The sequence below is a fragment of the Saccharicrinis sp. GN24d3 genome, assembly GCF_052400645.1.
In the GTDB taxonomy this organism is placed as follows: Bacteria; Bacteroidota; Bacteroidia; order Bacteroidales; family Marinilabiliaceae; genus Saccharicrinis.
Map to the genome: position 1 here is coordinate 106,590 of NZ_JBQTGI010000010.1, position 25,119 is coordinate 131,708.

Here is a 25,119-nt window from a genome sequence, read left to right on the forward strand (position 1 = left end):
ACATTTTGATTTAATGATAACTTATGAAGAGTGATAAAATTCTAAGTCTGGTTTTGGCTGTTACCTTGCTCATTTTGGTAATAAAAATAAACCGTTTTGATTTTCTTAAATCAAGTGATACGAATGTTATAATTGAACAAACGCAAAAGAATCAGACGATAGTTGAGTCTCCTGTTGGGTTAAAAGCAGGAACGCATCAAACATGGGTGTCCTTAACCGTGGCTGAAAGCAAACGTCTGATTGCAAAGGGACTGGTGGTGTACCCGCCAGTAAAGGAACGCTTGAGAAACGGTAAGATTATTCTGACCAAAGGAACAACCAACACATATGTAGCCGAAGAAATGATCAAGGACTCCCTAAACAGCGGGGAATACGTGTATGGGTATATCAGTCCTGCCAAATCGGATAAAAAAGTGGATAGAAGTAAAAAGCGCAATGAATTGGTTTTTGTAAACGGAACGATATCCGACATTGACTATCAAGAAATATTGCCGGAAATGAAAGAAGGTGATATCATAATAAAAGGAGCTAATATCATCAATCATCAAAAAGGACAGGCTGCCATACTGATTGGTCATCCAACCGGTGGAACTACTGGAAATATTTACCCTTTTGTACAAGAAAAGAAACTTCGCTTTATTATTCCGGCAGGACTAGAAAAGGAATCTTCCGGGAATATTGATCTAATGAGCAGGTATAGCAAAATAGAACACGAAAAAGTAGATCGAAAGACACCGTGGCTTTGGAGTGTTAAAGGAGAGTTATTCACCGAAATCGAAGCCATAAAGCAGTTTGCGGAACTGGAAGTCATACATTATGGTTCCGGTGGAATTGGCGGTGCAGAGGGAGCTGTATCGCTTCTTTTAAGGGGATCAAAAGGCGAAATTAATAAAGCGTTGAGAATCATAGAATCCATTCAGGGGGAAGAGCCTTATTTAAAATAAAGTTCTTGTTGCCTGTTTCGGGCATGGATAAAACTATAAATTTGTAACATAACATGAACAGGTTAATATCGATTATACTCGGATTATTGCTTACCGGAATTTGTTCGGCTGTGGAATTAACCATGCCGGCAATATTCAACGATCACATGGTGGTGCAGCAAGGCCAGGAAGTACCGGTTTGGGGAACCTCTGATGCAGGTGCAACGGTTGAAGTTTCTTTTGCGGGCCAAACAAACAGCGTTAAAGTAAATGCAAATGGCCGTTGGCAGGTGGTTCTTAGTCCGTTGAAGGCATCGGCTGTTTCTAAAACCATGACGATCTCTGCGTTGTTGAATGGTGACAGTGCAGCCGTGGAAATTACGGATGTGTTGGTGGGAGAGGTTTGGTTTGCCGGCGGACAATCCAATATGTATCGTCCTTTTAGGATGTTGATTGGGAAAGCCAAAGAGCCTAAATATGAGCCATTAGTAGAATATTTAAGAAAAGAAGAGGCTAATGCAAACGATACTTTATTACGTCAGTTTAGAGTAGGTAAGGACTGTAGTGTTCTCAAAGAAAAGTACCTGGGTAAAGGAACATGGTCTAAAGCCGTAAAAGGACCTGTACATGAATTTTGTGGGACAGCTTATTTCTTTGCCCGCGAATTACGTCGTGAATTGAATGTGCCTGTGGCAATTATAGCTTGTAATCTGGGCGGTACAAAAGTGGAACCTTGGATACCGATGCATTCTTATCAAATCAATGAAACACTTAAATCGTTTTACAAGAATGAGATAGATAGCTATCAGCAAGCTTTGGCTAACTGGGACGAGGAAAAAGTGAATAAAGAATTTGAGCAAGAGATGGCTAATTGGAAATTGAAAGCGCAGGAGGCCAAACAGAAGGGTGAAAACGAGCCGAGAAAGCCTCCTAAACCAGAACATCCTGATAGGAATAAACAAACCGCTTCAACCTTGTATAATGGAATGATTCACACGGTAGTTCCTTTTGCTATAAAGGGAGCCATCTGGTATCAGGGCGAGAGCAACGGAAATAACTTACCGGAGCAATATGCCATGCGACTGTCTGCCATGGTCAATGGTTGGCGTAAAGCTTGGGATCAGGAGAAGTTATATTTCTATTATTGCCAGCTGGCCAATTATAAAGATCCAAATGCAGATCCTCTTGAAGAGGTTGATGGCTGGGTAACCGTGCAGGATCAGATGCGACGGGCAATGGAAATACCAAATTCGGGAATGGCCGTGTTAAATGATATTGGAGAAGCAAAAGATATTCATCCTAAAAACAAGATGGATGCAGGAAAAAGACTGTCCTTGTGGGCATTGAATAAAGCCTATGGAAAAAAAATAGTTTGCAGTGGCCCTATTTACAAGACCTCAAAGATTAAGGATAATAAAGTAATTATAACTTTTAACCATGCCGGTTCTGGCTTAATGGTAGGCAAAAAACACTTGATGGAACCAACTGTGGCCGTAAATGAACCTTTAAAACGTTTCCAGATTTGCGGGTTGGATAGAAAGTGGAAATGGGCGCAAGCAAAGATTATTGGTAAAAATAAAGTTGAAGTATCTCATCCGGAAATCTTATATCCCGCAGAGGTTCGTTATGCCTGGTCTTCAAACCCGGAGGGTGTAAATTTATATAACAAAGAGGGTTTGCCTTCATCGCTTTTTACAACAGTAAAATAATTTAATAGAGGATCAACAAGAAAGTATAAATTATTGAGCTAATAATAATTACAAAATAAAAAAAATGAAAAGATTATCTCAACATGGTAAATTCTGCTTGATTTCGGTATGCATGTTTACCTTATTAATCGGCGGGTGCAATACAGCTGAAAGACAAAATAGTAATCTTAAGCTCTGGTATGATGCCCCGGCAGCAGACTGGAACGAAGCATTGCCTATTGGTAACGGTCGATTGGGAGCCATGGTGTTCGGTAGACCCGACAAGGAAAATATCCAATTAAACGAAGGAACCCTGTGGGCCGGAGGTCCACATAGAAATGATAATCCGGAAGCAAAAGGTATTTTGCAAGAGATTCGTCAGTTACTTTTCGATGGTAAGTATAAGGAAGCGCACAACCTGGCCAATGCGAAGATTATTTCAAAAACTTCACATGGGATGAACTATGAAACCGTTGGTAACTTGAGGTTAAACTTCAACAATCACGATGATTATTCTAATTACTACCGTGAATTAGATATTGAAGATGCAGTCAACCGAACTTCTTACACGGTAGATGGTGTTCAGTATCAAAGAGAAGTATTTACCTCTTTTGCCGACCAGGTGATTGTTATCAGGTTAACAGCTAGCGAGAAAGGTAAAATCAGTTTTTTTGCCGGCATGGATCGCCCTGCACCTTCTGTGGTTGAGGTGAAAACAGAAGGTAACGACATACTTACTATGACCGGAAAAGGTGCAGACCTAAAAAGTAAAAGAACACCTGAAAATGCTAAGCCTATCGAAGGTCGTGTAAAATTCGAATCAAGATTAAAAATAGTGCCTGAGGGAGGTTGGCTATCTGCTACTGATAGCACCCTGGTTTTAGATGGAGCCAATACTGCTACGCTGTATTTATCCATAGCAACCAATTTTGTAAATTACAAAGATGTTAGTGCTAATGAGCACCAACGAGCGACAGAGTATTTGGCCAAGGCTGAAAAGAAAGATTATGGCCAATTAAAATCAGGCCATTCTTCTTTATACCAAAAATATTTCAACAGGGTATCGCTTAATTTGGGTGTTACAGATTCTATCAAGAACCCAACCAATGTGCGTATTAAGCAATTTGCTGTAGGAAATGATCCGGCTTTAGCAGCTCTTTATTATCAGTATGGACGTTACTTGTTGATATGTTCTTCTCAACCCGGAGGACAGGCAGGTAATTTGCAGGGGATATGGTGTAACGAGCTTACTCCTCCATGGAAAAGTGCTTATACGGTAAATATCAATACCGAGATGAATTACTGGCCTGCGGAACCAACCAACCTGAGCGAGACCCACGAACCCTTGATTGAGTTGGTAAAAGAATTATCGGTAGCCGGTCAAAAAACAGCTCGCGATATGTATGGAGCAGAAGGTTGGGTATGTCACCATAATACCGATTTGTGGCGTATTTGCGGCCCGGTTGATGGGGCTACCTGGGGTATGTGGCCTAGCGGAGGAATGTGGCTGAGTCAACACTTATGGGAGAAATACCTGTACAATGGCGATCTGGAATATTTACGTGAGGTGTATCCTGCCATGAAAGGTTCTGCTGAGTTCTGTCTTAGCTTCTTAACACCTGAACCTGAAAATGGGTGGTTGATTTTTGCACCTTCCACTTCGCCCGAAAACAGACCTGCTCATATGCCAAAAATGGTCAATATTGCCTATGCAACTACTATGGACAATCAATTGATTTTTGATATGTTGACCAAAACGGCCGAGGCAGCTAAGTTATTAAATGAAGATGCTGAACTTATTAAGGAAATCGAAGCCACCTTGCCAAAACTGGCACCAAACCAAATAGGTCAGCACGGGCAAATTCAGGAATGGATTCACGATTGGGACGATCCGGAAGATAAGCACCGTCATATTTCGCATTTATATGGGATGCATCCTTCCAATCATTTTTCACCTTACCGTACACCGGAACTGGCAGAAGCTGTAAAGAATGTGTTGATATACCGAGGAGACCCGTCTACCGGTTGGTCGATGAACTGGAAGATTAACCAGTGGGCACGGTTATTAGATGGTAACCATGCTTACAAAATGATGACCGACCAAATTAAATTGGTTGGTGTTCCCGGCACTCGAGGTGGCGGTACTTATGGCAACATGTTAGACGCCCACCCACCTTTTCAAATTGATGGAAACTTTGGGTTTACTTCCGGTTTAACAGAAATGATGATGCAGAGTCACGATGGAGCTATCCATTTAATTCCTGCATTGCCCGATGTTTGGCTTACAGGAAGCGTAACGGGACTGCGTGCTCGTGGAGGATTCGAAATTGAATCGTTGGAATGGAATAACGGCGAGATCGTAAAAGCTGTTATCAAGTCCAATTTAGGGGGTAATTGCAGAATCCGTTCCTATTCTGAGTTAACAACCGAAGGAGGCAAAGCACTTACCATTGCCAAGGGTAAGAACAAAAACCAATTCTATCAGGTTCCGGATATTCAAGAGCCAATCATTTCAAAAAAAGCTGAATTAAAAGGTTTTGATTTAAAAGATACTTATTTGTACGATATTGAAACCGAAGCTGGACAAACCATCATTATGGTGAAAAAGTAAAGACCTAAAAAAAATTATAACGGCAAAAACGCGAAGTGGTAGAGAAGATATATTTATTTTTTTGCGACTTAGCTGTTTTGTAAGAAATTTATTACCATGAAGAAAATATTTCTGCTACTTAGTATGTGTTTTGTGCTAACGGTTGGTTCTGCGCAAAACCCTGTTTTTACCCATGTTTTTACAGCCGATCCTTCACCCCATGTTTGGCCAAACGACGATCGCCTTTGGGTTTATACCAGCCATGATGAACCCGGTTCTAATAACCATTACGGAATGACTGGCTATCATGCCTTTTCTACTACCGACATGGTCAATTGGACAGACCATGGCCGTATATTACATTTAGAAAATGTAGATTGGGCAGAGAGTCATGCCTGGGCCATGGATGCGGCCTATTACCGGGGAAAATACTACCTTATATATTGCATGAAAGAAGCCGGTATCGGACTTTTTAGAACCGGGGTTGCCCGTAGTGACCGTCCCGAAGGACCTTTTACCGACTTAGGTTATATTAAAGGAGTGGAATTTGGTCAGGATCCTGCTATTTTTATCGATGACGATGCCCGCCTGCCGGACGGGCAGGGTACTCCATATCTTTTTTGGGGGCACGACCGTCAGTGCTACGGCGCTGAATTGAATGATGATTTAATGTCTATTAAACCAGAAACAGAAGTAGACCTAAAGCCCCAGTTAAAGTATGTGTTTGAGGGTCCCTGGGTTCATAAATATAAAGGAAAGTATTACCTGACTTACCCCGGCCTTACTCCACGACGATGGCCTGAAAAGATGTTTTATGGCGTGGCCGATAAACCCTTAGGACCATACGAATATAAAGGTTGTTTTATCGATGATTTTGAAGGTCAAAGTGGCACCAATCATGGAGGTATTGTGACTTATAAAGGAAAAGATATCATGTTTTACCACAGCGCTTGGTTATCCGGCGGATTAAGTGAAACACGCTGCGTAATGGCAGATTACCTTAGGTATGACAAAGAGGGAAATATTATTCCCATTGTTCCTTCAAAAGAAGGTTTGGCTAATGCAAAGCGTACAAAAACAACACTCAAGTTAGAAGCTGAAAACGGCTTTGCTGCCGGTGGCGACTTATACAATGTAATTGTTGATACATATATACAAGATTACAGTGGTAGAGGATATGTTACAAATTTTGATAATCCCTACGACCATGTATCAATTTTGGCTCAAGTAGCAAAACCGTCTAAATATCGTTTTAAAGTACGATATGCTTCCCCTGCTGGAGAATCAAACCACAATGTGTTGATAAATAGTCATCAATATAGAGGTTTTGTTTTTCCACCATCAGAAACCTTTACCGAAATTGATTTTGGTATTGTAGAATTAAAAGCCGGAGATAACTTAGTACGTATTTTCAAGAGCAACTGGAAACCTTCAAAGGGACAATTTGCAATTGATTATATTAAACTGGAGCAGGTTTTTGATGATGAATAGTCGGTAGTCTTTCATCAAAGTTATTTTTTTGTTACCGGTGTTTCCTTTGCAAAAAACAAACGAATTGTCGGCATGAAAAAAAGCGAATTAGTTGTTGATGAGCAAGTGATTAAACCCGGATATGTATTAGAGATATGTAATGAGCATTTAAAATACCATAAAACAAGGAGTTGCTGATACGAGGCATTGCACCGCTCAGGAGAGTATGAGCAACTCCGTAAAACGCCTTGTTTTGAAGTAGTTGTTTTGCGTAACAGGATTTCTTTTAGAGTACCATTTTTCATAGCTCCCCCGGTTCTGGCGACTGCCTCATTGTAAAATTCTGAGTCGGTTGCCATTACAGTGTGTTTGATCCTTCTTTATCATTTACTTTGGCATCAACCATGATATAATCGTTTTCCGACTATATCGATTTATTTTATGGTTGAAAGAACAGGAAACGAATAGTGCAATCAGAGATAGAAGTTTATTGTTTTTCATTTGGTTGTAAGATTTTCACTAACTATTCAAATTAAAGCTCCATGCAAATGGCTCTTCCCCGAATACCTGAGATAGGGGAGGGTACCACACCAAATCCTTCGCCGATCACTTGTCGCTATTACTTTAGCGGGAACATTGCAAAGCTATGGCCGTTGAAAAATGGTGTGAGGATGGGGGTAAGCAGTTTTATTTTATTCTCCTGCCAAAAAATCATTTACCATTGATAATCTTTCCCTTCGCGACTGTCTTTCCACGATTCTTTCGTTTCCTGAAGTGCTGCTTTCATCCTTTCAAATAATTCCGGCATTTCACTTGCCAGGTCATGCGATTCAGAAGGATCTTCTTCCAAATTAAAAAGCATCATATCTTTGCCTTTATCCGGAATACAGATTTTGTATTTACCGTTTAATAATGCAAATAATTCCGTGTTTTTATAAATGCGCTTATAGCCAAAGGCCATACTTTTGTTTCGTTTAGCTGTTATTCCTTTTAAAACAGGAACTAAGCTTATTCCGTCTAAAGGAATTTTAGTATGAACAGGGATATTAAGCATATCCAGAATAGTAGGAAAGTAATCGTTGGTATTGGCCTGGAAATTGGTAACCTGTGCGCCATTGATATGCTCAGGCCATAATATTAGAGATGGTACACGAAGACCGCCTTCCCACATCTGATGTTTGTGTCCGCGATACGGTCCGGCAGATGCTATTCCTGCTTTGGCCTGAGGATCGGCAGGGCCGTTATCGCTGCAAAAGAAAAGTACCGTGTTTTCTTCAATTCCTTGTTCTTGTAAAAATGTTCTTAAACGGCCTATTTGTTCGTCCATGGCAGTAATGCAGCCATACAAGTGTTTTTGGTCTTCCGGCAGATTGGGATATTTAGCTAAATACTCGGGACCGGCAACTACCGGTTCATGTGGTGCGTGAAACCAGATAGTAGCAAAAAACGGTTTTCCCTCATTAATCGATTTTTCAATAAAAGGGATGGCCCTGTCCATGATAATACGGCTATCGTCACCCTCTAAATTTTCCTTTGCTGGTACACCGTTGTGAACATATATCGATCCACCCCACGAACCATCATCCATACTTCCCCAGCTGTTCCACCCCGCAGGTGTCTTAGTTGGGTTCCAGGTGGGAACAGCGCTTTTAGTAGCGAATGTTTCATCGTATCCGTGTTGCCATGGTGGTGAATAATAGCCTCTTGACTCAACTTTTTCTGATTCTATCCATCCCAGGTGCCATTTGCCGAAGAAACCGGTTTGATAACCTTCATTTTTTAGCACTTCGGCAATGGTTTTTTCTGCATGCCGCATGGCACCAGTATGCGCAGCAAATATTCCCTGACGGAAAGGACTGCGACCGGTTAAACAACTGGCCCTTGTCGGTGAGCAAAGTGGGGCCGCAGCGTAAAAATCCGTAAAACGGATACCATCATCCGACATGTCGTCTAAATGTGGGGTAATAATTTTTTTATTGCCGTTAAAACCAACATCTCCCCATCCTAAATCATCTGCCATTAGTAAAATTACATTTGTTTTTTGCTTGTCAACCTTATTTTTTTGACTTACTATAGATTGGGAGAATAAAGCTGAAATTAGTAGTGCTATCGAAAAGATATTTGCTGTCTTCATATCTGTTTTGTCATTTTTATTGGTGCCACTCTCTTTTAACTAAAAGGTAAAATTAGTATTCTTAACTCGGACAAAGATAAGAATACAGTAGTTTCGGATTAATTATATCCGGGATTTCATTCCATTATTTTTCTGTAAGTAGTTGTCTTGAATGTTTCATTAAGATAAGTTCCTGTTTCATATCACAGGCAGTGATTAAATTGTATTCTAACTTTTTGGTATTTAATCCACAATTGTCAAATAGCTTCATTTAAATGCCAATTCGTTGACCAAAACCAAAACCTTATTGAAAAACAGCCTTGTAAGATTTTCTATCATGCTAGCAATCGGGACAGCTGAATCGGCCTGACATGAAGGAATTTTTCAAATCCCGAAAGACGGATCTCTGATAATTTTAACCGGAAACAACCGAAAAGAGATATCTCCTTGCTACTGTTGTATTTATAATGGTGATATAAAAGGGAAATATTGGGTTAACATTCAGGTGGGTTCAGAAAAAAAAGGTTTTTTGTTTAAGGAGGTAGTTGTTTACGTTAAGGTAAACCGCGAATGCAACATATTTACTACTCTTTGAGATAAATTCTTCATACGGATAATTTCAGCATACTTAACTTAGCTTTATTGTTTATCATGACTAAAAAATTATTAAATGCAATTGAAGAATATTTTTATTTTAATAGTTATGGTGCTTACTCAACTGGTAAGTGCTCAAAATAACGTAACGATAAGTGCCACATCTGAAGGTGAAACATTCGATCATTTTTGGAGTAAATGTGTTGGTGCAGGTCGGGCCAACGAAGCTTTAAGGGCAGGCTGGCTCGAACAGCTTGAACTGGTTCATCAGACCTGTGGTTTCGAAACAGTGCGATTCCATGGCTTATTTCACGATGATATGTTTCCAATTGTTACAGAAAGAGGTAAAACTACCTACAACTGGCAATATATCGATGATGTGTTTGATCGCATGCTCGAGCTGGATGTTCGTCCTTTTGTTGAGCTGAGTTATTTTCCAAAAACCATGGCGGCTGAAAATTCTCAGACCGTATTCTGGTGGAAAGCGTACACGACTCCCGGAGAAGGGTATTTAGGGAAATGGCATGATCTGGTAAAAGCTTTTACCCAACACTGTGTTGATAGATATGGGATGGATGAAGTACGTACCTGGTATTTTGAGGTTTGGAATGAACCAAACTTGTGCAGAGCTTTTTTTGATGGAACAAAATCGCAATATTTCGACTTGTATAAGGCATCTGTAAAAGCAGTACGCTCTGTGGATAGTCTGTTGAAGGTAGGCGGTCCTTCAACAAGTAACTTTGTGGCTGATGATCGCTATAAAGGCGAACGGGAAGACACCAAGGGATTTACCAAAACGTTTACAGCTGAAAACATCAACGATTTGGCGTGGCGTGGCGTTTGGATAGAAGACTTCCTTGAATATTGTAAAAAAGAGAATCTTCCGGTAGATTTTGTCACCACACACCCTTATCCTACCGATTACCCGTTGGATCCCAGAACAGGTAAAGGAAAAGATTTTTCTCGTTTTGTAAATTCTACCATGATTGACATTAAATGGTTAAACGAAGTAATTGCTAACAGCGCTTACCCTGATGCTGAAATTCATTTGACAGAGTGGAATACCAGTCCTAACAGTAGGGACGCCATGCACGATTTTCTTCCTCCCGCCGCGTACATCACAAAGGTTAACCTGGATTGTATCGGTTTAACCAACTCGTTGGCATTTTGGACCTTCACTGATATTTTTGAAGAGAAAGGAGGAGGAGCAAGTATTTTTCATGGCGGTTTCGGTATGATCAACTACCAGGGGTTGGTAAAACCTACTTATCATGCATACAAAATGCTGCATCAGTTGGGTGACGAAAAACTGTTTAAGAACGATTTCTTGTTCGTAAGCCGCAAATCAGGTAACGGAAAAGTGGTTGCGCTAGCCTATAACTATCCTGAAGATCATTACCAGGCAGTTCCGGCAAGCATTAAGAAAATTGAGAAATATGAGGAAGGAAAATCGCGTCAGCTAAATGTTACCATGACTGATTTAAAACCCGGAACCCAGTTTAAAATAGAAACACTGGATAAAGACCACGGGAATATTTATAACTATTGGGAAAAAATGGGAAAGCCGGAGCCTCCAACACGTGAGCAAATAAAAGTGATGAAGGATTATGCAAATAACTTGAAAACAGAAATCATTATTGCAGATAAGGATGGGAAACTTACTATTAATAGAGAAATTGCGGCTTGGAATGTACTTCTTATTCAGCAAATTAATTAATAAGTTATGAAAAGTTTAAATGCGGTATTTCTATTGCTAACTTTGCTCATGCCAAACGTTTTGTCTGCACAAGAAACCGATTGGGCCAATTTGAATCGTTACCGGAAAGAAAACGCCATGCTCAAAGTTCCAGCAAAAAAAGAGCAGAGAGTGGTTTTTATGGGCAACTCCATAACCGAAAAATGGGGCTCCCGAGATTCTATGTTCTGGAAAGGTAAACCTTATATTAATAGGGGTATCAGCGGACAGGTGACATCGCAAATGTTGCTTCGTTTTCGAGCAGATGTTATTGAGCTTCAGCCTAAGGTGGTCGTGATTTTAGCCGGAACCAACGATATAGCGCAAAATAAAGGCCCCATTACGATAAAGGAGATAGCAGGCAATATATTTTCAATGGTTGAATTGGCCAAAGCCAATCAAATTGAGGTTGTGTTGTGTTCTGTTTTGCCGGTTGTGCAATACAAATGGAGAAAGGAAATAAAACCTGCGGAAAAGGTTATCGAACTCAATAAACTGCTGAAAGCTTACGCAAAAAAAAACAAGCTTTCCTATATTGACTGCCACACGCCAATGGCGAACGAACACAAAGGTTTAAAAAAAGAGTTTTCTCCGGATGGGGTACATCCCAATTACAAGGGTTACCAAATGATGGGGCTTTTGTTCGAAAAATCCATTTCCAAGGCACTAAAAAAGAAACACTGAGATGAATATGGTGTGTATGTGGCAAATAGTACTGAATGCTTTGTGCTTGAGTGACATACGCAACCATGCAACAATCATTGCATTGTTTGGTATGCTTTCCCTATCTTCATTTTTGGGTTTTATCTACTTTCGTTACAATAAAAATTGTAATAAACAACCTGTGTATGGCATTAAGGAATTGCAGTAGATACACATTATTAAAATATTAAAATGAGAAAACTATTAATTTTAAGTCAATTGGTACTTGTCGCGCTTATGATTAGTTGTACAACCCCTCAAGAATTGGATACAAAGGTTTCGTTGGATTATTGCCTTGAGCAGGTTACAAAAAGTATAGGTCAAACCCAGTATGCAGATTCATTCCCCCGAAACATTGATCCGGGTAAAAAGGAATGGAATTATGTGGGGGTAAAAGATTGGACCAGCGGTTTCTATCCGGGCGTACTTTGGTATGCCTATGAGTATACGGGTAATGAGGAAATATTAAAGCAAGCTAAAAAATTTACCGAACCTATTAAATACATTGCCTTTAACAAGGCTTACGATCATGATATAGGTTTTCAGGTGTATTGTAGTTTTGGCAACGGTTACCGATTGACCGGAAATAAGGCCTACAAGGAGGTGATGTTGGCTGCCGCGGATACCTTGGCAACGCTTTATAATCCTCATGTAGGTACTATTCATTCCTGGCCTCGCAAAAAAGAGTATTCGCATAATACCATCATCGATAATATGATGAATCTGGAATTGTTGTTCTGGGCATCCAAAAACGGGGGCGGTCAACAATTATATCAAATGGCAGAGAGTCACGCCGAAGTGACCATGAAAAATATAGTTCGCTCGGATAATGCCGTTTACCATGTAGGGGATTTTGACAAGGAAACAGGTGAATTTATTAAGGGACACACACATCAGGGTTATGCCGATGAATCTATGTGGGCACGCGGACAAACCTGGGGTATTTATGGCTTTGCCATTGCCAGCCGCGAAACGGGACGGAAAGACTTTCTGGAGACCTCCAAAAAACTGGCAGATCATTTTCTGGAACGTATGCCTGAAGACGGTATCCCTTTTTGGGATTTTGACGACCCACGCATTCCCAAAGCTCCCAAAGATGCATCGGCTGCCGCAATTGCTGCTTGTGGTATGTTAGAGCTTTCCAACCAGGTAGAAGAAAGAGAATTAGCGCACAAATACAAGAATGCCGCTGAAACGCTTTTGTCAACTCTTTCGTCTGATAAATATTGGAGCAGGGAAACCAATAATGCTATTTTGTTGCATTCAACGGGAAACCATCCTCGAAATTCCGAAATTGACGTACCAATTATTTATGCCGATTACTATTTTATGGAAGCATTGTTGCGCTTGAAAAGAATGGACGAAGGGGAAATGATGGCTTATCAGTAATCGGCAGTGTAATCAATACCAAAACCTTGTAAATTAATGGTTTCATGCAGGTTGTATGACCTTTGAAAGAAAATGTAAAAAGATGAATAACCTAAGAAAAATAATATTGGCTATACTTGTCATAATTTCGACATGGCAAGTGGTGGGACAAGAGGCAAACGCGATATTCAATACAGCAAAAAGTTTAGTGTTGGAACAAAACTACAGCGAGGCTTTATCGAAATATAAAGATGCCTTTGCAACAGAAATAGGCGACTCTGTGCAGCTCGCAGAAGCTTATGGATACGCCGGTATTTGTTTAGAAGAGACAGGTAATGTTCGGGAAGCGCTGAAGCATTATAAAAAGGCTCTCAATTATAAGGTGCTTGAATTGTCCATTTATGACAAGGCTATATCTTTAACCAAAGAGATGAAAAACCATGAAATGCATGAATGGGCATTGATGGAAAAAGTAAAATATTTTCCCGAGTTTAAAGTGGATGTTGAGAAAGCACTAAGTTCACATTATCTAAAAACTAAACAGTACGATAAACTATTGATTTCATCCGAAAAAATGGGACAATGGTTCCCGGATTCTCCAAAGTACAAGTATTATATGGGAGTGGCCTACCAAAGCCAAGGTGACATTGATCAAGCTGTTGAAGCTTATAAATTAGCACTGGACAAGGATGCGGAATACACGTCAGCGAATATGCGGCTGGGTCATATTCTTTTCGAAAAAGGGAACAAGGTATATGCTAAAAAGAAAAAAGCATACGAAGCAATAGCAAAGCCAACACGGGTTGATTACTCAAACTATCATAAATCGCTGGAGGAAGCTAAAGTCATTTATCGGGAAGCTGAAGGTTACCTGTTAAAAGCATACCAAGTTAAACAGGATCCTAATTTGAAAAAGATGCTGTATGCCGTATATACAAGACTGGGAGAAAAAGAGAAAGCGTTAAAGTTTAAATAATTAGAATTAACGGTTAAAAAGCCGGTTTAATCCTTAAATCCTCAAGCATTAAATTTTGACTTCCTTTAATGATTCTGGTTTAAGGGTTAATCCTCATTTAATATCTCACGCATTGGTGTGAAGCAGGTAGCCAAAGGGGTGATGTGCTTAAGCGAATCCAGAAAGGATACAACTCATACATACCCGGGAAATGCTTTGCAGGTATTGGCTTAATATAGCCTTGCCTTAGTAAGAGCAGGCTGGTCATCGTTTAAAATAGAATTCAACCTTAAAAGCAAAACCCGGATATTTTTATTTCACACATCTTTTAAAATTTTACTGCGAACTATTACTTAAGTTGGCTACAACCCAAAGGCGTAATAATAAGTCCCCGGATAATCCTCATAGACACCTTCCATCATAACACCACCTTTTTTGTTTTCAAGGTATTTTACAAGTTCCTTAATCGACTTGTAAGGTTCTCCATCCACTTTTGTAATAATAAAACCAACTCGTACATCGGTATGCCTCTTTAATTTTCCGGCGAATAACTTTGTAATCCTCAATCCACTATCTATACCAAGTTTGTTGGCGGTTGTTTTATCTATCTCTTCTAACTCTACCCCTAATACATCCAGTATTTTTTTGGCATCCCGTTCATTCAGCTTTGTTTTTCCCTCTTGATTTCGCAGTGTGACCAGGAATTCCAGTTTCTTACCTTTCCGGTCAACTTCGAGTGCCACTTTATCTCCCGGATGATGTCTTCCTATAATTTCAAGTAATTTAGCAGAAGCATTTACTTGAATATCATCTACTTTTGAAATCACATCACCAACTTTAATTCCGGCTTCTCCGGCTGCACTATTCTTCGCAATGCTGTCCACAAAAACACCTTCAGTCACATAAAGGTCTTTTTCTTTGGCGAGGTTACCGTCGACGCTGCGAATTATTAATCCCAGATAACCTCTTTGCACCATTCCATATTTGAGCAAATCATCAATCACTTTGGAAACAATATTCGCCGGAACAGCAAAGCCATATCCTGCATAAGCTCCGGTAGGGCTCGCAATAGCGGTATTAATGCCAATCAAACCGCCATGAAGGTTTACCAGGGCGCCTCCGCTATTACCGGGATTGATGGCCGCATCTGTTTGAATAAAAGATTCAATGGCACTTTGATCCCTTAAAATATTTATATTTCGCCCTGTGGCACTAATGATTCCGGCCGTTACAGTTGAATTTAAATTAAAAGGATTCCCTACTGCCAACACCCATTCCCCAACTTGCACTTCATCTGAGTTTACAAGTGGTAAGTATGGTAAATCCTTTTCTTTTATTTGTAGCAGCGCCAAATCAGTGGAAGAGTCTGTACCGATTATTTTCGCTTTAAACACCCGATTGTCATCCAAGGTAACCTCAATGTCGTCCGCATTAGCAATAACATGATTATTTGTTACAACATAACCATCGGCATTGATGATGACCCCGGAACCTGTTCCTACCCTTGTTTGAGGTCCTCTGTTTTGGGGTTGTGGTGAATCAAATTTAAAGTCAGGTCCAAAAAAATGTTTGAACATATCATCTTGAAAAAAATCCCTAAACCGATCAGGATATTGACGATAATTGTAGTTCTGAACGTTTTGAACCTGTGTTGATTTAATATGTACAACCGCAGGCATTACTTTTTTTGCCACTTCCGTAAACTCTAACGGTACTATTTCGCCATTTTTATTTACCGAATAAGCAGCGCCAACAACTGGGGTACCGGAAATATGTTCAACTTTAACAGTTTTACTTGTTTTCGTTCCTATAAACTGAAAAGTACCTATTGTAAGGGCGCTGCCTAAAACTGCTGCAATTAATAATAAACTAAATCGTTTCATTACGTTGCCCTCCTTTTAATAAATAGTTTTTATTGATGACTATTTAGTGAACTAAACCACAAGTCTCTTTTTTTTGTTGCATTGTTTTTTCCAGTGTTTCATCTGGCTTTTTATGTATATTTATAAGTATTTGTATTAATGATTTCCAATGATTAGCCGTTTAAACAGCTGGATATAAGCACTGCCACTATGCTGATTTTTTAAATAGACTTCCAATTTGTTGCTTAAAATTCTTAATAATGCTTGTGGCCTTATTCCTTTCGGTATCAATAGCCTTTATTGTTTCGGATTTGCCTGATACCGGAATTTCCCGGTAGCTTATAAATTTTTCTTTTTTAGGTATTTCAATATTTAAAACTCCATCTTTCAGTTTAGCTTTTATTTTATCAATATCCATATCAACTGACAACCTTGTGTTTTTTAAAAAGTGGTGTTCTATTGTCTTGTTTTCTTTATTATTCCACCACGATTTACCTTTTTTAAAAGCGCCTTTAACAGTTAGAATCTTGTCCTGTACACAAATATTTAAGTCTCTTTTTTTTAAACCGGGAACGGAATATTTAATTTTGTAAGCATCAGGAGTTTGTGAAACCTCCTCCGTTACCGCATTCTCATATTTAATGAATGGCTCAAAGACACTAAACTCAAACAATGGGTTGAACCAAGGGTAAATGCTATTACATATAATTGTTTTCATCTCATTTAAGTTTTAGTTTCTAAGTTATTGGAGAAACTTGCCAATATTGATTTACCCGTATGAGGAAACAATACAATGGCTCATTTCTTAACAAGAAATTTAAGATTTATAAAACAGGGCAGGGATGGCCTGCCCATTATCAATTACATAATCTTAATTTGTTTTGCGGGTTTGGGCTTAACTTCCTCACGTTTAGGAAGTGTGATGTGAAGGATCCCGTTTTCGTAATTGGCTCCAATTTTTTCCGCGTCAACTACATTTTCAGAAACGGTGAATGAGCGTTGGAACGACTGGTAACTATATTCACGTCTTGTGATCTTTTCGCCCTCTTTTTCTTCAAATTCATTTTTCTTTTCAGATGAAATAGTCAAGCGACCGTTGTCATAGTTTAATTTGAAGTCTTCTTTAGATAACCCCGGAGCAGCAACGTCAATTAAAAACTCATTGTTGTTTTCTTTAACGTTTACCGCAGGTAAGGTAGTGTCTGTGCTGGAATAGTTGGTCCTATTCCAATCCATTAATTCGCCATCAAAAAACCTATCGAAAATTGAAGGAACTGATGGGAACCAGTTGTTTGATAATTTTGCAAGTGTCATAGCGTTAATCCTCCAAAAATTTTAGTTCAACAAATTTTTATAAACTCATTGAGGATTTTTCAAACAGAATGCCAATTTACAGTAACCTCTTACGCTGTTTTAGTGTTTTTGCTGATTTACAAATATTTAGTTTTTTGAGTATAAAAGAGAGGATATGATTCGTCAGTAATTTTGACAGAGGGAAGGGGAGTAATAATGTCATAATGACCTCTTTAGCTGACAAACTTGCATAGGGTATGATGGAGTGTAAATAATTACCGCTACTTATTCACGAATAATAACTGTTTTCAATGGTATTCCCATAGGCCATTATAGCCCATGGGAATACGAATCCAATTTTATAGTTTTTCATTTAACAAAAGAGCCAAAAGCAAAGCTCTGTCCGTAATACTATTTCTGTATATGTACTCAGCCCATTTTTTATCGTAACCGCCTGTGGGTCCCAGTCCGTCAATTTTAGGGCAACCTTTTACTACATTACAAATGTTAGACGAGCTCCAACGGTGTTCTTTTTTAATATTCACATCGCTTAGTTTTGACAATTTCCGCAAGATATTGAATACCCTTTTGCTATCTTCAGATTCGGGCATCGGAAGCCTTGAAACCCCGCCTTGCAACTGACTGCTATACATTTTTAACTGATTCTTTGTAGGGGTTACCAATTTACTGACTTTTTGGTCAATCGCTTCATACTCTTCTTTGTGGTTAAAGCGAACACTTATTTTAGAGGAGCCGCTGGCAAAACCTTTAAAGATATTTGATTTAAAACTGGTGTTGTATGGGGCTAATACCACATCCGGGTTATTCTTTGAGATATCCACAATAGATGCCAAAGTTTTATAAAATAGGGCCGATACTTTTGCCACATTCTCAGCTGTATTGTCAACCAATTTAACATCGTAAACGTAATTGGTACTACCTGAGCGGCTGGTAATAACACTTCCTTCATCATTTCCTCCATGCAAAGCAATAATGTGCCTTGCTTTTGCTGCTTTAGTATTTAACACTTCTCGTGAGAACTTACCGCCGATATTAGTATCAGGAATAACTATAACTCCAATTTTAAGTTTTTTTAATAAGCGGCTAAACCTTAAAGCCTGCAATGCCAGTAATGTTGTTACAATACCACCTTTGTTTTCCCATACACCAGTACCGTATAACTTGTGTTCTGTTGCATAAAAAGATTCCTGTTCTTCCAGTTTTTGTTGGTCATCAACAGACAATATTAAGAGCCAATCAACTTCTTCTTTATAAGAATTTGAGAAATAAACCACGTTGCCCACTTCAAGGTTCGGAAAAACCTCTTGCGTAAAACCAATAGGTGCTAATTCTGTTTTTATTAAATTAATGGCCTGGTTGATACCACTTACGTTACGAACATATGTGTTGATATTAACCAGTTTCTCCAACAATGTCTCTGCCTGGTCGTTTCTACTTCGGATAAAAGTGCGAAGACGACTGTGTAAAGGAAGTTTCTTTGAAGATGCCTCTCCTTCGATAGGTCGCATGCCACCAAAATATCTAATCGCAGCAACGTCCAGCATTCGATTAACCAATTTCTGATAATCGTAACCTGCTACTTTTGCCGCATGGGGATAAGAGCCGGAAACCCCAAGGCTTGCCATGGAGTTAATTTCTAACAAATATATATTGTCCTCTTCGTCCAAGCGTATGTCAACCCGGGCGAAATCTCTTAAACCTAAAGCTTTAAAGGATTCAATACTGAATTTTTGCATTCTGTCGGCCAGTTCCGGAGATATATTGGCCGGACAGACTTTTTGGCGTGGTTTTCCTTTTTTATCACCCACCGTTTGAATGGCATCAGGGTCACCCTCCAGGTCTATTTCCAAAACAGGAAAGGCTTCAACCGGGTTGTTTCCGAGCAGACCAACACAAAATTCTCTTCCACGAATAAACTCCTCCACTAAAGCTTGTTGCTGAAATTCCGTTACAATAAAATTAACGGCTTCTTTTAAATCTTCTTGGTTGTAAACCACCTTGAGCCCAAAAGAAACGCTTTCCATTTTGGGTTTAACAATTACTGGATAATGAACCGTTGAAAAGTCGTCCTCAACACTGCTGAAAACCCAAAAATCGGGCGTTGGCAACCGGTGGTTTTGCCAAACAATTTTTGTCATTACTTTATCTAATGCCAAAGCATGTCCCGAAGGTGTCGAGCCCACGTAAGGAATTCCTAGCATTTCCAGCATGGAAGGGATGTGCGTATATCTGCTTTCACCTTGAATACCATAGGCCATATTAAACACCATTCCCATATGCTCACCATCAATAACCCTGGGCATATAATGTTGCAGACGTTCAATGATGTACATGTTTCCATCTAAAATATGTACATTATGCCCGGCTTTTTCAAGGCTTTCGGCTACCCGTTTTACATTCGCCTCAGAATAAAACTCTTTATTCTGCATGCCCAACGTGTTAATTACACCCGTTAAATCTTTATTATAAATAAGCGCTATTTTCATTTTATTAAAATTCTTTTGATTTTAAATGTAAATCCATTTGAGGGAATGGGATAGTTATGCCATTTTCCTTCAGTTTGGCATGAATAATTCTTCTGATATCGCTTTTGACTCTTTCTATTTCAAATATATTCTCGCTAAAAAACAGGACCTGAAAATCAATGGATGACGATCCAAAATCAATCAGTCTGGCTTCTATCAAGTTCTTGTTGAATATGTCGGGATGAGCTAAAACGCTGGCTTCCAGGGTTTTTATCACCAACTCAATGTCACTTCCATAGCTAACGCCAATATTTATTTTAAACCTGGTTTTCTTTGACTGATGACTCCAGTTGATTACTTTGTTTGTTGTAATCAGGGAATTGGGGATGATCACCGTTATTTCGTCCCGGTTTAATCCTTTCGATGTTCTAATTCCAATAATTTGAACCTTAACGATGTCACCATCAATTTCCAAAATATCACCTAGTTTGATGGAACGCTCCGATAATAAGATGATTCCGGAAATAACATCGTTAAAGGTTTGTTGTAAACCAAGACCTACCCCAACCAACAGAGCAGCTGAACCGGCTATAAGTAAAGTTAATTTAATGCCCATGGATTCCAAAAAGAAACCGATGGCAATAAGCCAAACTATATACTTGATGATTTTAAATATGGCGTAGGCAGTTCCATCGTCAAGCTTACTAAATAATCGTTTTTGCCATAAAGCCTTTTTTATGATTCTAAGAATAAGCCTAGTGACAAAATAAATGGCAATTATTATAAATAGCGTAAAAACTTTTAATTGCGTATTGCCCAAATTAAGTATGGTATAATCTAAAACGTTTTTAATTTCTTCCATCATATGAGTTACTTTCCAAATTTATCAAGCTGTTTTTTTATTATAACCTCTTGGTGAGGATAGGGTATCGAAATGCCATTCTCTTTAAATAGTTTGGGTATTGAATAGTTTAAGTCACAGGATATAATGAACGCATCATCGTTATCCTTGGCCCAAACCCAAGCCCGCAGTCGATAGGCATACTCTTCAATGGTTACGATCCTGACCATTACTTTAGGCGAGCCCTTTTCAATTTGTTCAGCGGTTCTGGCATCCACTGTCAATGGATGCTTTTCTGCCTCTTCCTTCAATATCTCCAGCGCTTTATCGATGTCAGAATTAAAATCTATGCGGAATTCAATATGCTTTTTGATGGAAATATCCGAGATGGAACTGTTTACTATGGTTTCTTCACTGATAATTCCATTGGGTATAATAATTCTCCTGTTTTCGTAATCCCGAATTACAATATGTCTTAATGTTATCTCCTCAACAATACCTCGGTATATGTTACCAATATACACCGTATCACCCACCCTAAAAGGACGAAATATCAGTATAAATATACCGCTTATTATATTTCCAAACGCTTTTTGGGCTGCAAAACCAACAATGGCAGCAAAAATACCTGCACCGGCAAATAAAGCAGTCCCAATATTTTTTAATCCCGGTATATATTGGATAATATAAATGATGACTACACTAAATATGATGAACCCTACAGAATTTTTAAGGAACGAAAACGAGGTGGCATCGGCTGAAACTCTTTTGGCGTATTTGGTCGTCAAAAGTTTAATCACTCTTCGTAATATAAGGTTAATTATTAGGGCTGCTAAAACAACTATGCCAATTTTAATTAGGGTATAATATTCTTCCATTTATGTGTCGTATTTTACATTAACAATGTACGAATAATGTCAATGTTTTACCATTCCAAAAGCTTAACTTTAGGTACCTCACCTCCCATATTCTGCCATTTTTCAGCAGAATATGGGAGGTAATATACTAATTATTTACCGGAATAATTACGGTCCCCACAGCGGTTAAGTTTAGCTAAAATTTCAGTAGCCAAAATCAAACTTTGCCAAGTGGCTAACCAGTGTTGGACACTATTAATGTATTGACCAGTATGGATATACATGATCAGACTAAGTTGTGCATCGTGTGGTTTTAGTTCTTTTGTTTTAGGTGAAAATGTATTTCTTTTTTGTTTAGACGCCAATCATCTGATTGGTAACACATTTTTTTTATATGTTTTGCAGGTATAATATTACAAGTTTGTAGAGGTAAAAGTTTCTGCACTGTAGTTATCGCTATTTGCGGTAATTCAATACATTGTTTTTTCTTTCAGAACTTGAATCCTTTTATTTGTTTTCGATAATGATAGGGTTTTTTAATATTCTGTCCGACAGATCGTCGAATTTATTGTGCCATTTGTCGGCTGCAATAATTATCTGCGCTTTTTTTACGCCATCGCCAATGCGATAAATAATGGAGTGGGAACTGTTTGTGATAAGCGTGTCGGCATCGTCCATAATAATAAGGCTTATTTTGGTCATGGGAACACCGTTGATGTTAACCAGTTCGGTCAGGCGTTTGGGCGTGCAAATTAATACATCCAGACCATCGTAAATTTCATCTTTCTGATACTGAATGATACCCTTGTCAAAAGCTACAAAAGTCCTTAGATTGCACTGTTTGCCAAGCAGCGCTATCTGTTCTTCGATTTCAAATGCTTTTTCTTTAGTTGACGTGATAATGATGGCGCGGGGTGCCTCTTCAAACGGCTTTTTCAATTGCTGGATGGTTCCAATAACAAGGGCTGTGGTTTTACCCGAATCTTTTGGTGATATCAGAATTACATCAGCACCGGATTTAATTTTAGGAATGGCATCTGTTTGAATCTGTCTGGGTGTTTTGTCGAGGCCCTCATTTATAATTCCTGTAGCCAGTTCGGGTAATAACTTTTTTAATTTCATGTACTTTCCTTGTTATTCGGGTTGTAGAAAGCGCAAAAATAATAAAATTAGGCTACTATTTTACAAACGATAAAAATTGCGAAATAAAACCAATCAAATGCATCTTCATATTTCTTTCGAGCAATCTAAACCCATATGTGGACAAGTCTACTATGTTGGGGTAATGTGCAACAATTAGCTCCTTAACTTTTTGATGTACGGTTTCGGAAAAAGCGCTTTGCCTGGCGATAACCTGTTCCTTGTTTAAAAGCCTGTCCATGTACCCCAACTCTTCAATTTTTCTTTCCTCAGGATAGTTTTTGTCTTTGTCCAATACGGACTCCGTCGCACTCAAAACTTCGGTTGCATAATGGCCCATCATATCGTTCAGAACATCCTTTTGCTTAAATTCGGGATAATAATCCAAAATAACATCCATTATCACCGATTTGAATTCCAACTTAAATTCAGCATAAAATTTGTCCGTACGTTTAAAGTTGGTAAATAACTCATTTAATTTTCTTTCTTTGTCAAAAGGCATAACTAGTCGATTTATCTTGCATGATATATGTTTTAACGCAGAAACAAGAAAAAAGATTAATGCCATGTTGTTTTAGTTGGAAGGATTCCATAATGGATTCTCCGCAGGCAATGCTAGTTTTCAAATTTTAGCGTGTATCTATGGGGTACTGATACCACATAAAAAAAGCCATCCGAACGAAGTCGAATGGCTTTTGAATGAGCGAAAGACGGGGATCAAACCCGCGACCCTCAGCTTGGAAGGCTGATGCTCTATCAGCTGAGCTACTTTCGCCTGTGCTTTGTTATGGGCGATGGCCACTTTTATGCTGCCATTTACCCCTTGAATGCAATGCTTGGGCCACTTCCTTAAAATACAAATCTTCGGTTCGTTTGTTTTCGAGAGCCACATTGGCATATTTCATATAAATCGAACGTCTTCCGATTTTAAGTGGGGAGAGCAGGATTCGAACCTGCGAAGTCGTAAGACAACGGAGTTACAGTCCGTCCCAGTTGGCCGCTTTGGTATCTCCCCCAATGCGCGTTCAAATCTAGAATTTATTTTTTTAAACTCCAACCCATATCTACCATTTTTATGGCGGTAATTGCTCCTTCATCACCTTTGTTGCCATGCTTTCCACCAGCTCTGTCCTTGGCTTGTTGTAAGTTTAGGGTTGTAATAAGCCCGAAAATAAACGGTATGGGATAATCTAAATTTAATTGAGTGATACCTTGCGTTACACCATCACATACAAAATCGAAATGTGGCGTGTCGCCCTGGATAACACAACCCAGGCAAATGACGGCATCCACGTCGGTGTAATCGGCCATATATTTGGCACCTTTTGTAAGCTCAAAGCTACCGGGAACATATTTTTTGATAATGTTATCAGGATTGGCCCCATTTTCAATTAAGGTATTGTATGCCCCATCGTATAGCGCTTCGGTAATTTCCTCGTTCCATTCAGCCACCACAATGCCAAATTTCATGTTTGCAGCGGAAGGCATTTTGCTTTTGTCGTAGTCCGACAGGTTTTTCAAACTTGTTGCCATAAAATCAATTTTAGGGTACCAATGTAAAAGAGGTTACCAAAACCGGCAACCTCTTTCATCATTTATTTTTATTTCTTGAATTATTTGCTTGCTAAAATTTGCGCTCTGGTAATGTACTTGTCGATGTTTCTGGCTTCCATGGCTGTTTTGAAATCGTCCTTTATTTTTTGGTATGCTTCCAATGCCTGGCCGTATTCCTTCTGTTCTTCGTAAACCAATCCCAATTTTAAAAGATAGGTAGGGGCCACAATACTGTTGTTGATATCAGCGGCACCTTTATAATGGCTGATGGCAGCATCCACATCGCCTTTTTCGAGGTATGCATCGCCAAGAGCACCTTTTGCTGTCGCATCTAACAACTCGTCGTCACTCGAAAAGCTGCTCAAAAATTCAATGGCATCATCAAATTGACCTAAATGCAGGTAAGATACACCTGCATAATATTTGGCCAGGTTTCCCGGCTTGGTCATTCCGTAATCGTCAACAATTTCCAAAAAGCCAAGATTCATTCCGTCACCATTTAAAGCCAGGTTAAAGCTGTCTTTCTCAAAGTAGTTTTGAGCTTGAAACATATCTACTTGTGCTTGTTGTTCTTGCGGTGCGAAATATAATTTTTTAGCCCCCCAGTATCCTCCGATTACAATAATAACGGCAAACATGATAATGGTAAGAACCTTTTGATTATCCTCAATAAATTGTTCCGTTTTACTTAACGCTTGCTCAACATTTTCCATGCTGGTTTCCGTGGCGTATTCTTTTTCCTTATTCGACATGAATTATTTATTTTTTATTGCTACGCAAATGTAGTTGTTTTGTGAAAAAATCAAAATACGTAATCGTATTTCTTTAGGTGTTTTGTTAAAATATTGTCAGCAGAATCAATTAACAAACGCTTTGGCCTGCATTTTTGGTGAAAGTCAAAGGTTGCGGATGCTTTATTTCTTAGAGAATAATTACATTTGTGAGCTT

General features: G+C 39.0%; 19 protein-coding genes and 2 tRNA genes. 8 read left to right on the plus strand and 13 right to left on the minus strand.

The window, feature by feature from the left end; genetic code table 11:
• The first annotated feature begins 23 nt into the window (after nt 1–23).
• The 4 genes from ACT29I_RS13200 (at nt 24) to ACT29I_RS13215 (ending at nt 6,692) form a co-directional block, all read left to right on the plus strand.
• Complete coding sequence (locus ACT29I_RS13200; protein ID WP_444793653.1) at nt 24–944, plus strand: hypothetical protein; 921 nt, start codon at nt 24–26, stop codon at nt 942–944.
• Between the two features lie 53 nt (nt 945–997).
• A complete protein-coding gene (locus tag ACT29I_RS13205) occupies nt 998–2,632 on the plus strand; it encodes a sialate O-acetylesterase (protein WP_444793654.1) in 1,635 nt (544 codons plus the stop codon).
• Between the two features lie 64 nt (nt 2,633–2,696).
• Entirely contained in the window at nt 2,697–5,222 is a 2,526-nt protein-coding gene (locus tag ACT29I_RS13210; protein ID WP_444793655.1) for a glycosyl hydrolase family 95 catalytic domain-containing protein, read from the plus strand.
• A gap of 96 nt (nt 5,223–5,318) precedes the next feature.
• Nucleotides 5,319–6,692, plus strand: coding sequence for a family 43 glycosylhydrolase (locus tag ACT29I_RS13215; protein WP_444793656.1), 1,374 nt, complete (start codon nt 5,319–5,321; stop codon nt 6,690–6,692).
• Between the two features lie 694 nt (nt 6,693–7,386).
• Here ACT29I_RS13215 and ACT29I_RS13220 read toward each other — a convergent pair.
• Nucleotides 7,387–8,805, minus strand: a complete 1,419-nt coding sequence (locus ACT29I_RS13220) for a sulfatase-like hydrolase/transferase (RefSeq protein ID WP_444793657.1) — start codon at nt 8,803–8,805, stop codon at nt 7,387–7,389.
• Nucleotides 8,806–9,454: 649 nt separating this feature from the next.
• On the opposite strand from ACT29I_RS13220, the gene ACT29I_RS13225 reads away from it, so the two are divergent.
• From ACT29I_RS13225 to ACT29I_RS13240, 4 genes are all read left to right on the plus strand, one after another.
• Entirely contained in the window at nt 9,455–11,095 is a 1,641-nt protein-coding gene (locus tag ACT29I_RS13225; protein WP_444793658.1) for a GH39 family glycosyl hydrolase, read from the plus strand.
• A 6-nt stretch (nt 11,096–11,101) separates the two neighbouring features.
• Nucleotides 11,102–11,797 carry an SGNH/GDSL hydrolase family protein gene (locus ACT29I_RS13230; protein WP_430933899.1) on the plus strand — a complete coding sequence of 232 codons (696 nt, stop codon included), beginning with the start codon at nt 11,102–11,104 and terminating at the stop codon, nt 11,795–11,797.
• 210 nt (nt 11,798–12,007) lie between these two features.
• Nucleotides 12,008–13,204 carry a glycoside hydrolase family 88 protein gene (locus ACT29I_RS13235; protein WP_444793659.1) on the plus strand — a complete coding sequence of 399 codons (1,197 nt, stop codon included), beginning with the start codon at nt 12,008–12,010 and terminating at the stop codon, nt 13,202–13,204.
• An 82-nt stretch (nt 13,205–13,286) separates the two neighbouring features.
• Nucleotides 13,287–14,159 (plus strand): tetratricopeptide repeat protein, encoded by an 873-nt coding sequence (locus ACT29I_RS13240; RefSeq protein WP_444793660.1) that lies wholly within the window; start codon nt 13,287–13,289, stop codon nt 14,157–14,159.
• Between the two features lie 341 nt (nt 14,160–14,500).
• On the opposite strand, the gene ACT29I_RS13245 is transcribed toward ACT29I_RS13240, so the two are convergent.
• The 12 genes from ACT29I_RS13245 to ACT29I_RS13300 form a co-directional block, all read right to left on the minus strand.
• Nucleotides 14,501–16,021, minus strand: coding sequence for a Do family serine endopeptidase (locus tag ACT29I_RS13245; protein ID WP_430933902.1), 1,521 nt, complete (start codon nt 16,019–16,021; stop codon nt 14,501–14,503).
• Between the two features lie 187 nt (nt 16,022–16,208).
• Entirely contained in the window at nt 16,209–16,718 is a 510-nt protein-coding gene (locus ACT29I_RS13250) for an Hsp20/alpha crystallin family protein (protein WP_444793661.1), read from the minus strand.
• Between the two features lie 143 nt (nt 16,719–16,861).
• Complete coding sequence (locus tag ACT29I_RS13255; RefSeq protein WP_444793662.1) at nt 16,862–17,314, minus strand: Hsp20/alpha crystallin family protein; 453 nt, start codon at nt 17,312–17,314, stop codon at nt 16,862–16,864.
• Nucleotides 17,315–17,652: 338 nt separating this feature from the next.
• Nucleotides 17,653–19,800 (minus strand): ATP-grasp domain-containing protein, encoded by a 2,148-nt coding sequence (locus ACT29I_RS13260; protein WP_430933905.1) that lies wholly within the window; start codon nt 19,798–19,800, stop codon nt 17,653–17,655.
• Nucleotides 19,801–19,804: 4 nt separating this feature from the next.
• A complete protein-coding gene (locus ACT29I_RS13265) occupies nt 19,805–20,644 on the minus strand; it encodes a mechanosensitive ion channel family protein (protein ID WP_430933906.1) in 840 nt (279 codons plus the stop codon).
• Nucleotides 20,645–20,649: 5 nt separating this feature from the next.
• Entirely contained in the window at nt 20,650–21,498 is an 849-nt protein-coding gene (locus ACT29I_RS13270) for a mechanosensitive ion channel family protein (RefSeq protein WP_444793663.1), read from the minus strand.
• Nucleotides 21,499–21,984: 486 nt separating this feature from the next.
• Nucleotides 21,985–22,599 carry a DEAD/DEAH box helicase gene (locus ACT29I_RS13275; protein ID WP_430933908.1) on the minus strand — a complete coding sequence of 205 codons (615 nt, stop codon included), beginning with the start codon at nt 22,597–22,599 and terminating at the stop codon, nt 21,985–21,987.
• Between the two features lie 55 nt (nt 22,600–22,654).
• Entirely contained in the window at nt 22,655–23,119 is a 465-nt protein-coding gene (locus ACT29I_RS13280; protein WP_430933909.1) for a hypothetical protein, read from the minus strand.
• A gap of 200 nt (nt 23,120–23,319) precedes the next feature.
• Nucleotides 23,320–23,392 (minus strand) — tRNA-Gly (locus ACT29I_RS13285).
• 157 nt (nt 23,393–23,549) lie between these two features.
• Nucleotides 23,550–23,632, minus strand: a tRNA-Tyr gene (locus tag ACT29I_RS13290).
• A 23-nt stretch (nt 23,633–23,655) separates the two neighbouring features.
• Entirely contained in the window at nt 23,656–24,150 is a 495-nt protein-coding gene (ribH, locus tag ACT29I_RS13295; protein ID WP_444793664.1) for a 6,7-dimethyl-8-ribityllumazine synthase, read from the minus strand.
• A gap of 80 nt (nt 24,151–24,230) precedes the next feature.
• Nucleotides 24,231–24,923, minus strand: a complete 693-nt coding sequence (locus ACT29I_RS13300; protein ID WP_430933911.1) for a tetratricopeptide repeat protein — start codon at nt 24,921–24,923, stop codon at nt 24,231–24,233.
• Between the last annotated feature and the right edge of the window lie 196 nt (nt 24,924–25,119).

Bases quoted from the DNA above. Each gene is read 5' to 3' on its own strand.
- ACT29I_RS13240 (WP_444793660.1), top strand. From the start codon at position 13,287: ATGAATAACCTAAGAAAAATAATATTGGCTATACTTGTCATAATTTCG.
- ACT29I_RS13255 (WP_444793662.1), bottom strand. From the start codon at position 17,314: ATGACACTTGCAAAATTATCAAACAACTGGTTCCCATCAGTTCCTTCA.
- ACT29I_RS13215 (WP_444793656.1), top strand. From the start codon at position 5,319: ATGAAGAAAATATTTCTGCTACTTAGTATGTGTTTTGTGCTAACGGTT.
- ACT29I_RS13220 (WP_444793657.1), bottom strand. From the start codon at position 8,805: ATGAAGACAGCAAATATCTTTTCGATAGCACTACTAATTTCAGCTTTA.
- ACT29I_RS13275 (WP_430933908.1), bottom strand. From the start codon at position 22,599: ATGAAATTAAAAAAGTTATTACCCGAACTGGCTACAGGAATTATAAAT.
- ACT29I_RS13205 (WP_444793654.1), top strand. From the start codon at position 998: ATGAACAGGTTAATATCGATTATACTCGGATTATTGCTTACCGGAATT.
- ribH (WP_444793664.1), bottom strand. From the start codon at position 24,150: ATGGCAACAAGTTTGAAAAACCTGTCGGACTACGACAAAAGCAAAATG.
- ACT29I_RS13250 (WP_444793661.1), bottom strand. From the start codon at position 16,718: ATGAAAACAATTATATGTAATAGCATTTACCCTTGGTTCAACCCATTG.
- ACT29I_RS13260 (WP_430933905.1), bottom strand. From the start codon at position 19,800: ATGAAAATAGCGCTTATTTATAATAAAGATTTAACGGGTGTAATTAAC.
- ACT29I_RS13210 (WP_444793655.1), top strand. From the start codon at position 2,697: ATGAAAAGATTATCTCAACATGGTAAATTCTGCTTGATTTCGGTATGC.
- ACT29I_RS13245 (WP_430933902.1), bottom strand. From the start codon at position 16,021: ATGAAACGATTTAGTTTATTATTAATTGCAGCAGTTTTAGGCAGCGCC.
- ACT29I_RS13230 (WP_430933899.1), top strand. From the start codon at position 11,102: ATGAAAAGTTTAAATGCGGTATTTCTATTGCTAACTTTGCTCATGCCA.
- ACT29I_RS13225 (WP_444793658.1), top strand. From the start codon at position 9,455: ATGCAATTGAAGAATATTTTTATTTTAATAGTTATGGTGCTTACTCAA.
- ACT29I_RS13280 (WP_430933909.1), bottom strand. From the start codon at position 23,119: ATGCCTTTTGACAAAGAAAGAAAATTAAATGAGTTATTTACCAACTTT.
- ACT29I_RS13235 (WP_444793659.1), top strand. From the start codon at position 12,008: ATGAGAAAACTATTAATTTTAAGTCAATTGGTACTTGTCGCGCTTATG.
- ACT29I_RS13200 (WP_444793653.1), top strand. From the start codon at position 24: ATGAAGAGTGATAAAATTCTAAGTCTGGTTTTGGCTGTTACCTTGCTC.
- ACT29I_RS13265 (WP_430933906.1), bottom strand. From the start codon at position 20,644: ATGATGGAAGAAATTAAAAACGTTTTAGATTATACCATACTTAATTTG.
- ACT29I_RS13300 (WP_430933911.1), bottom strand. From the start codon at position 24,923: ATGTCGAATAAGGAAAAAGAATACGCCACGGAAACCAGCATGGAAAAT.
- ACT29I_RS13270 (WP_444793663.1), bottom strand. From the start codon at position 21,498: ATGGAAGAATATTATACCCTAATTAAAATTGGCATAGTTGTTTTAGCA.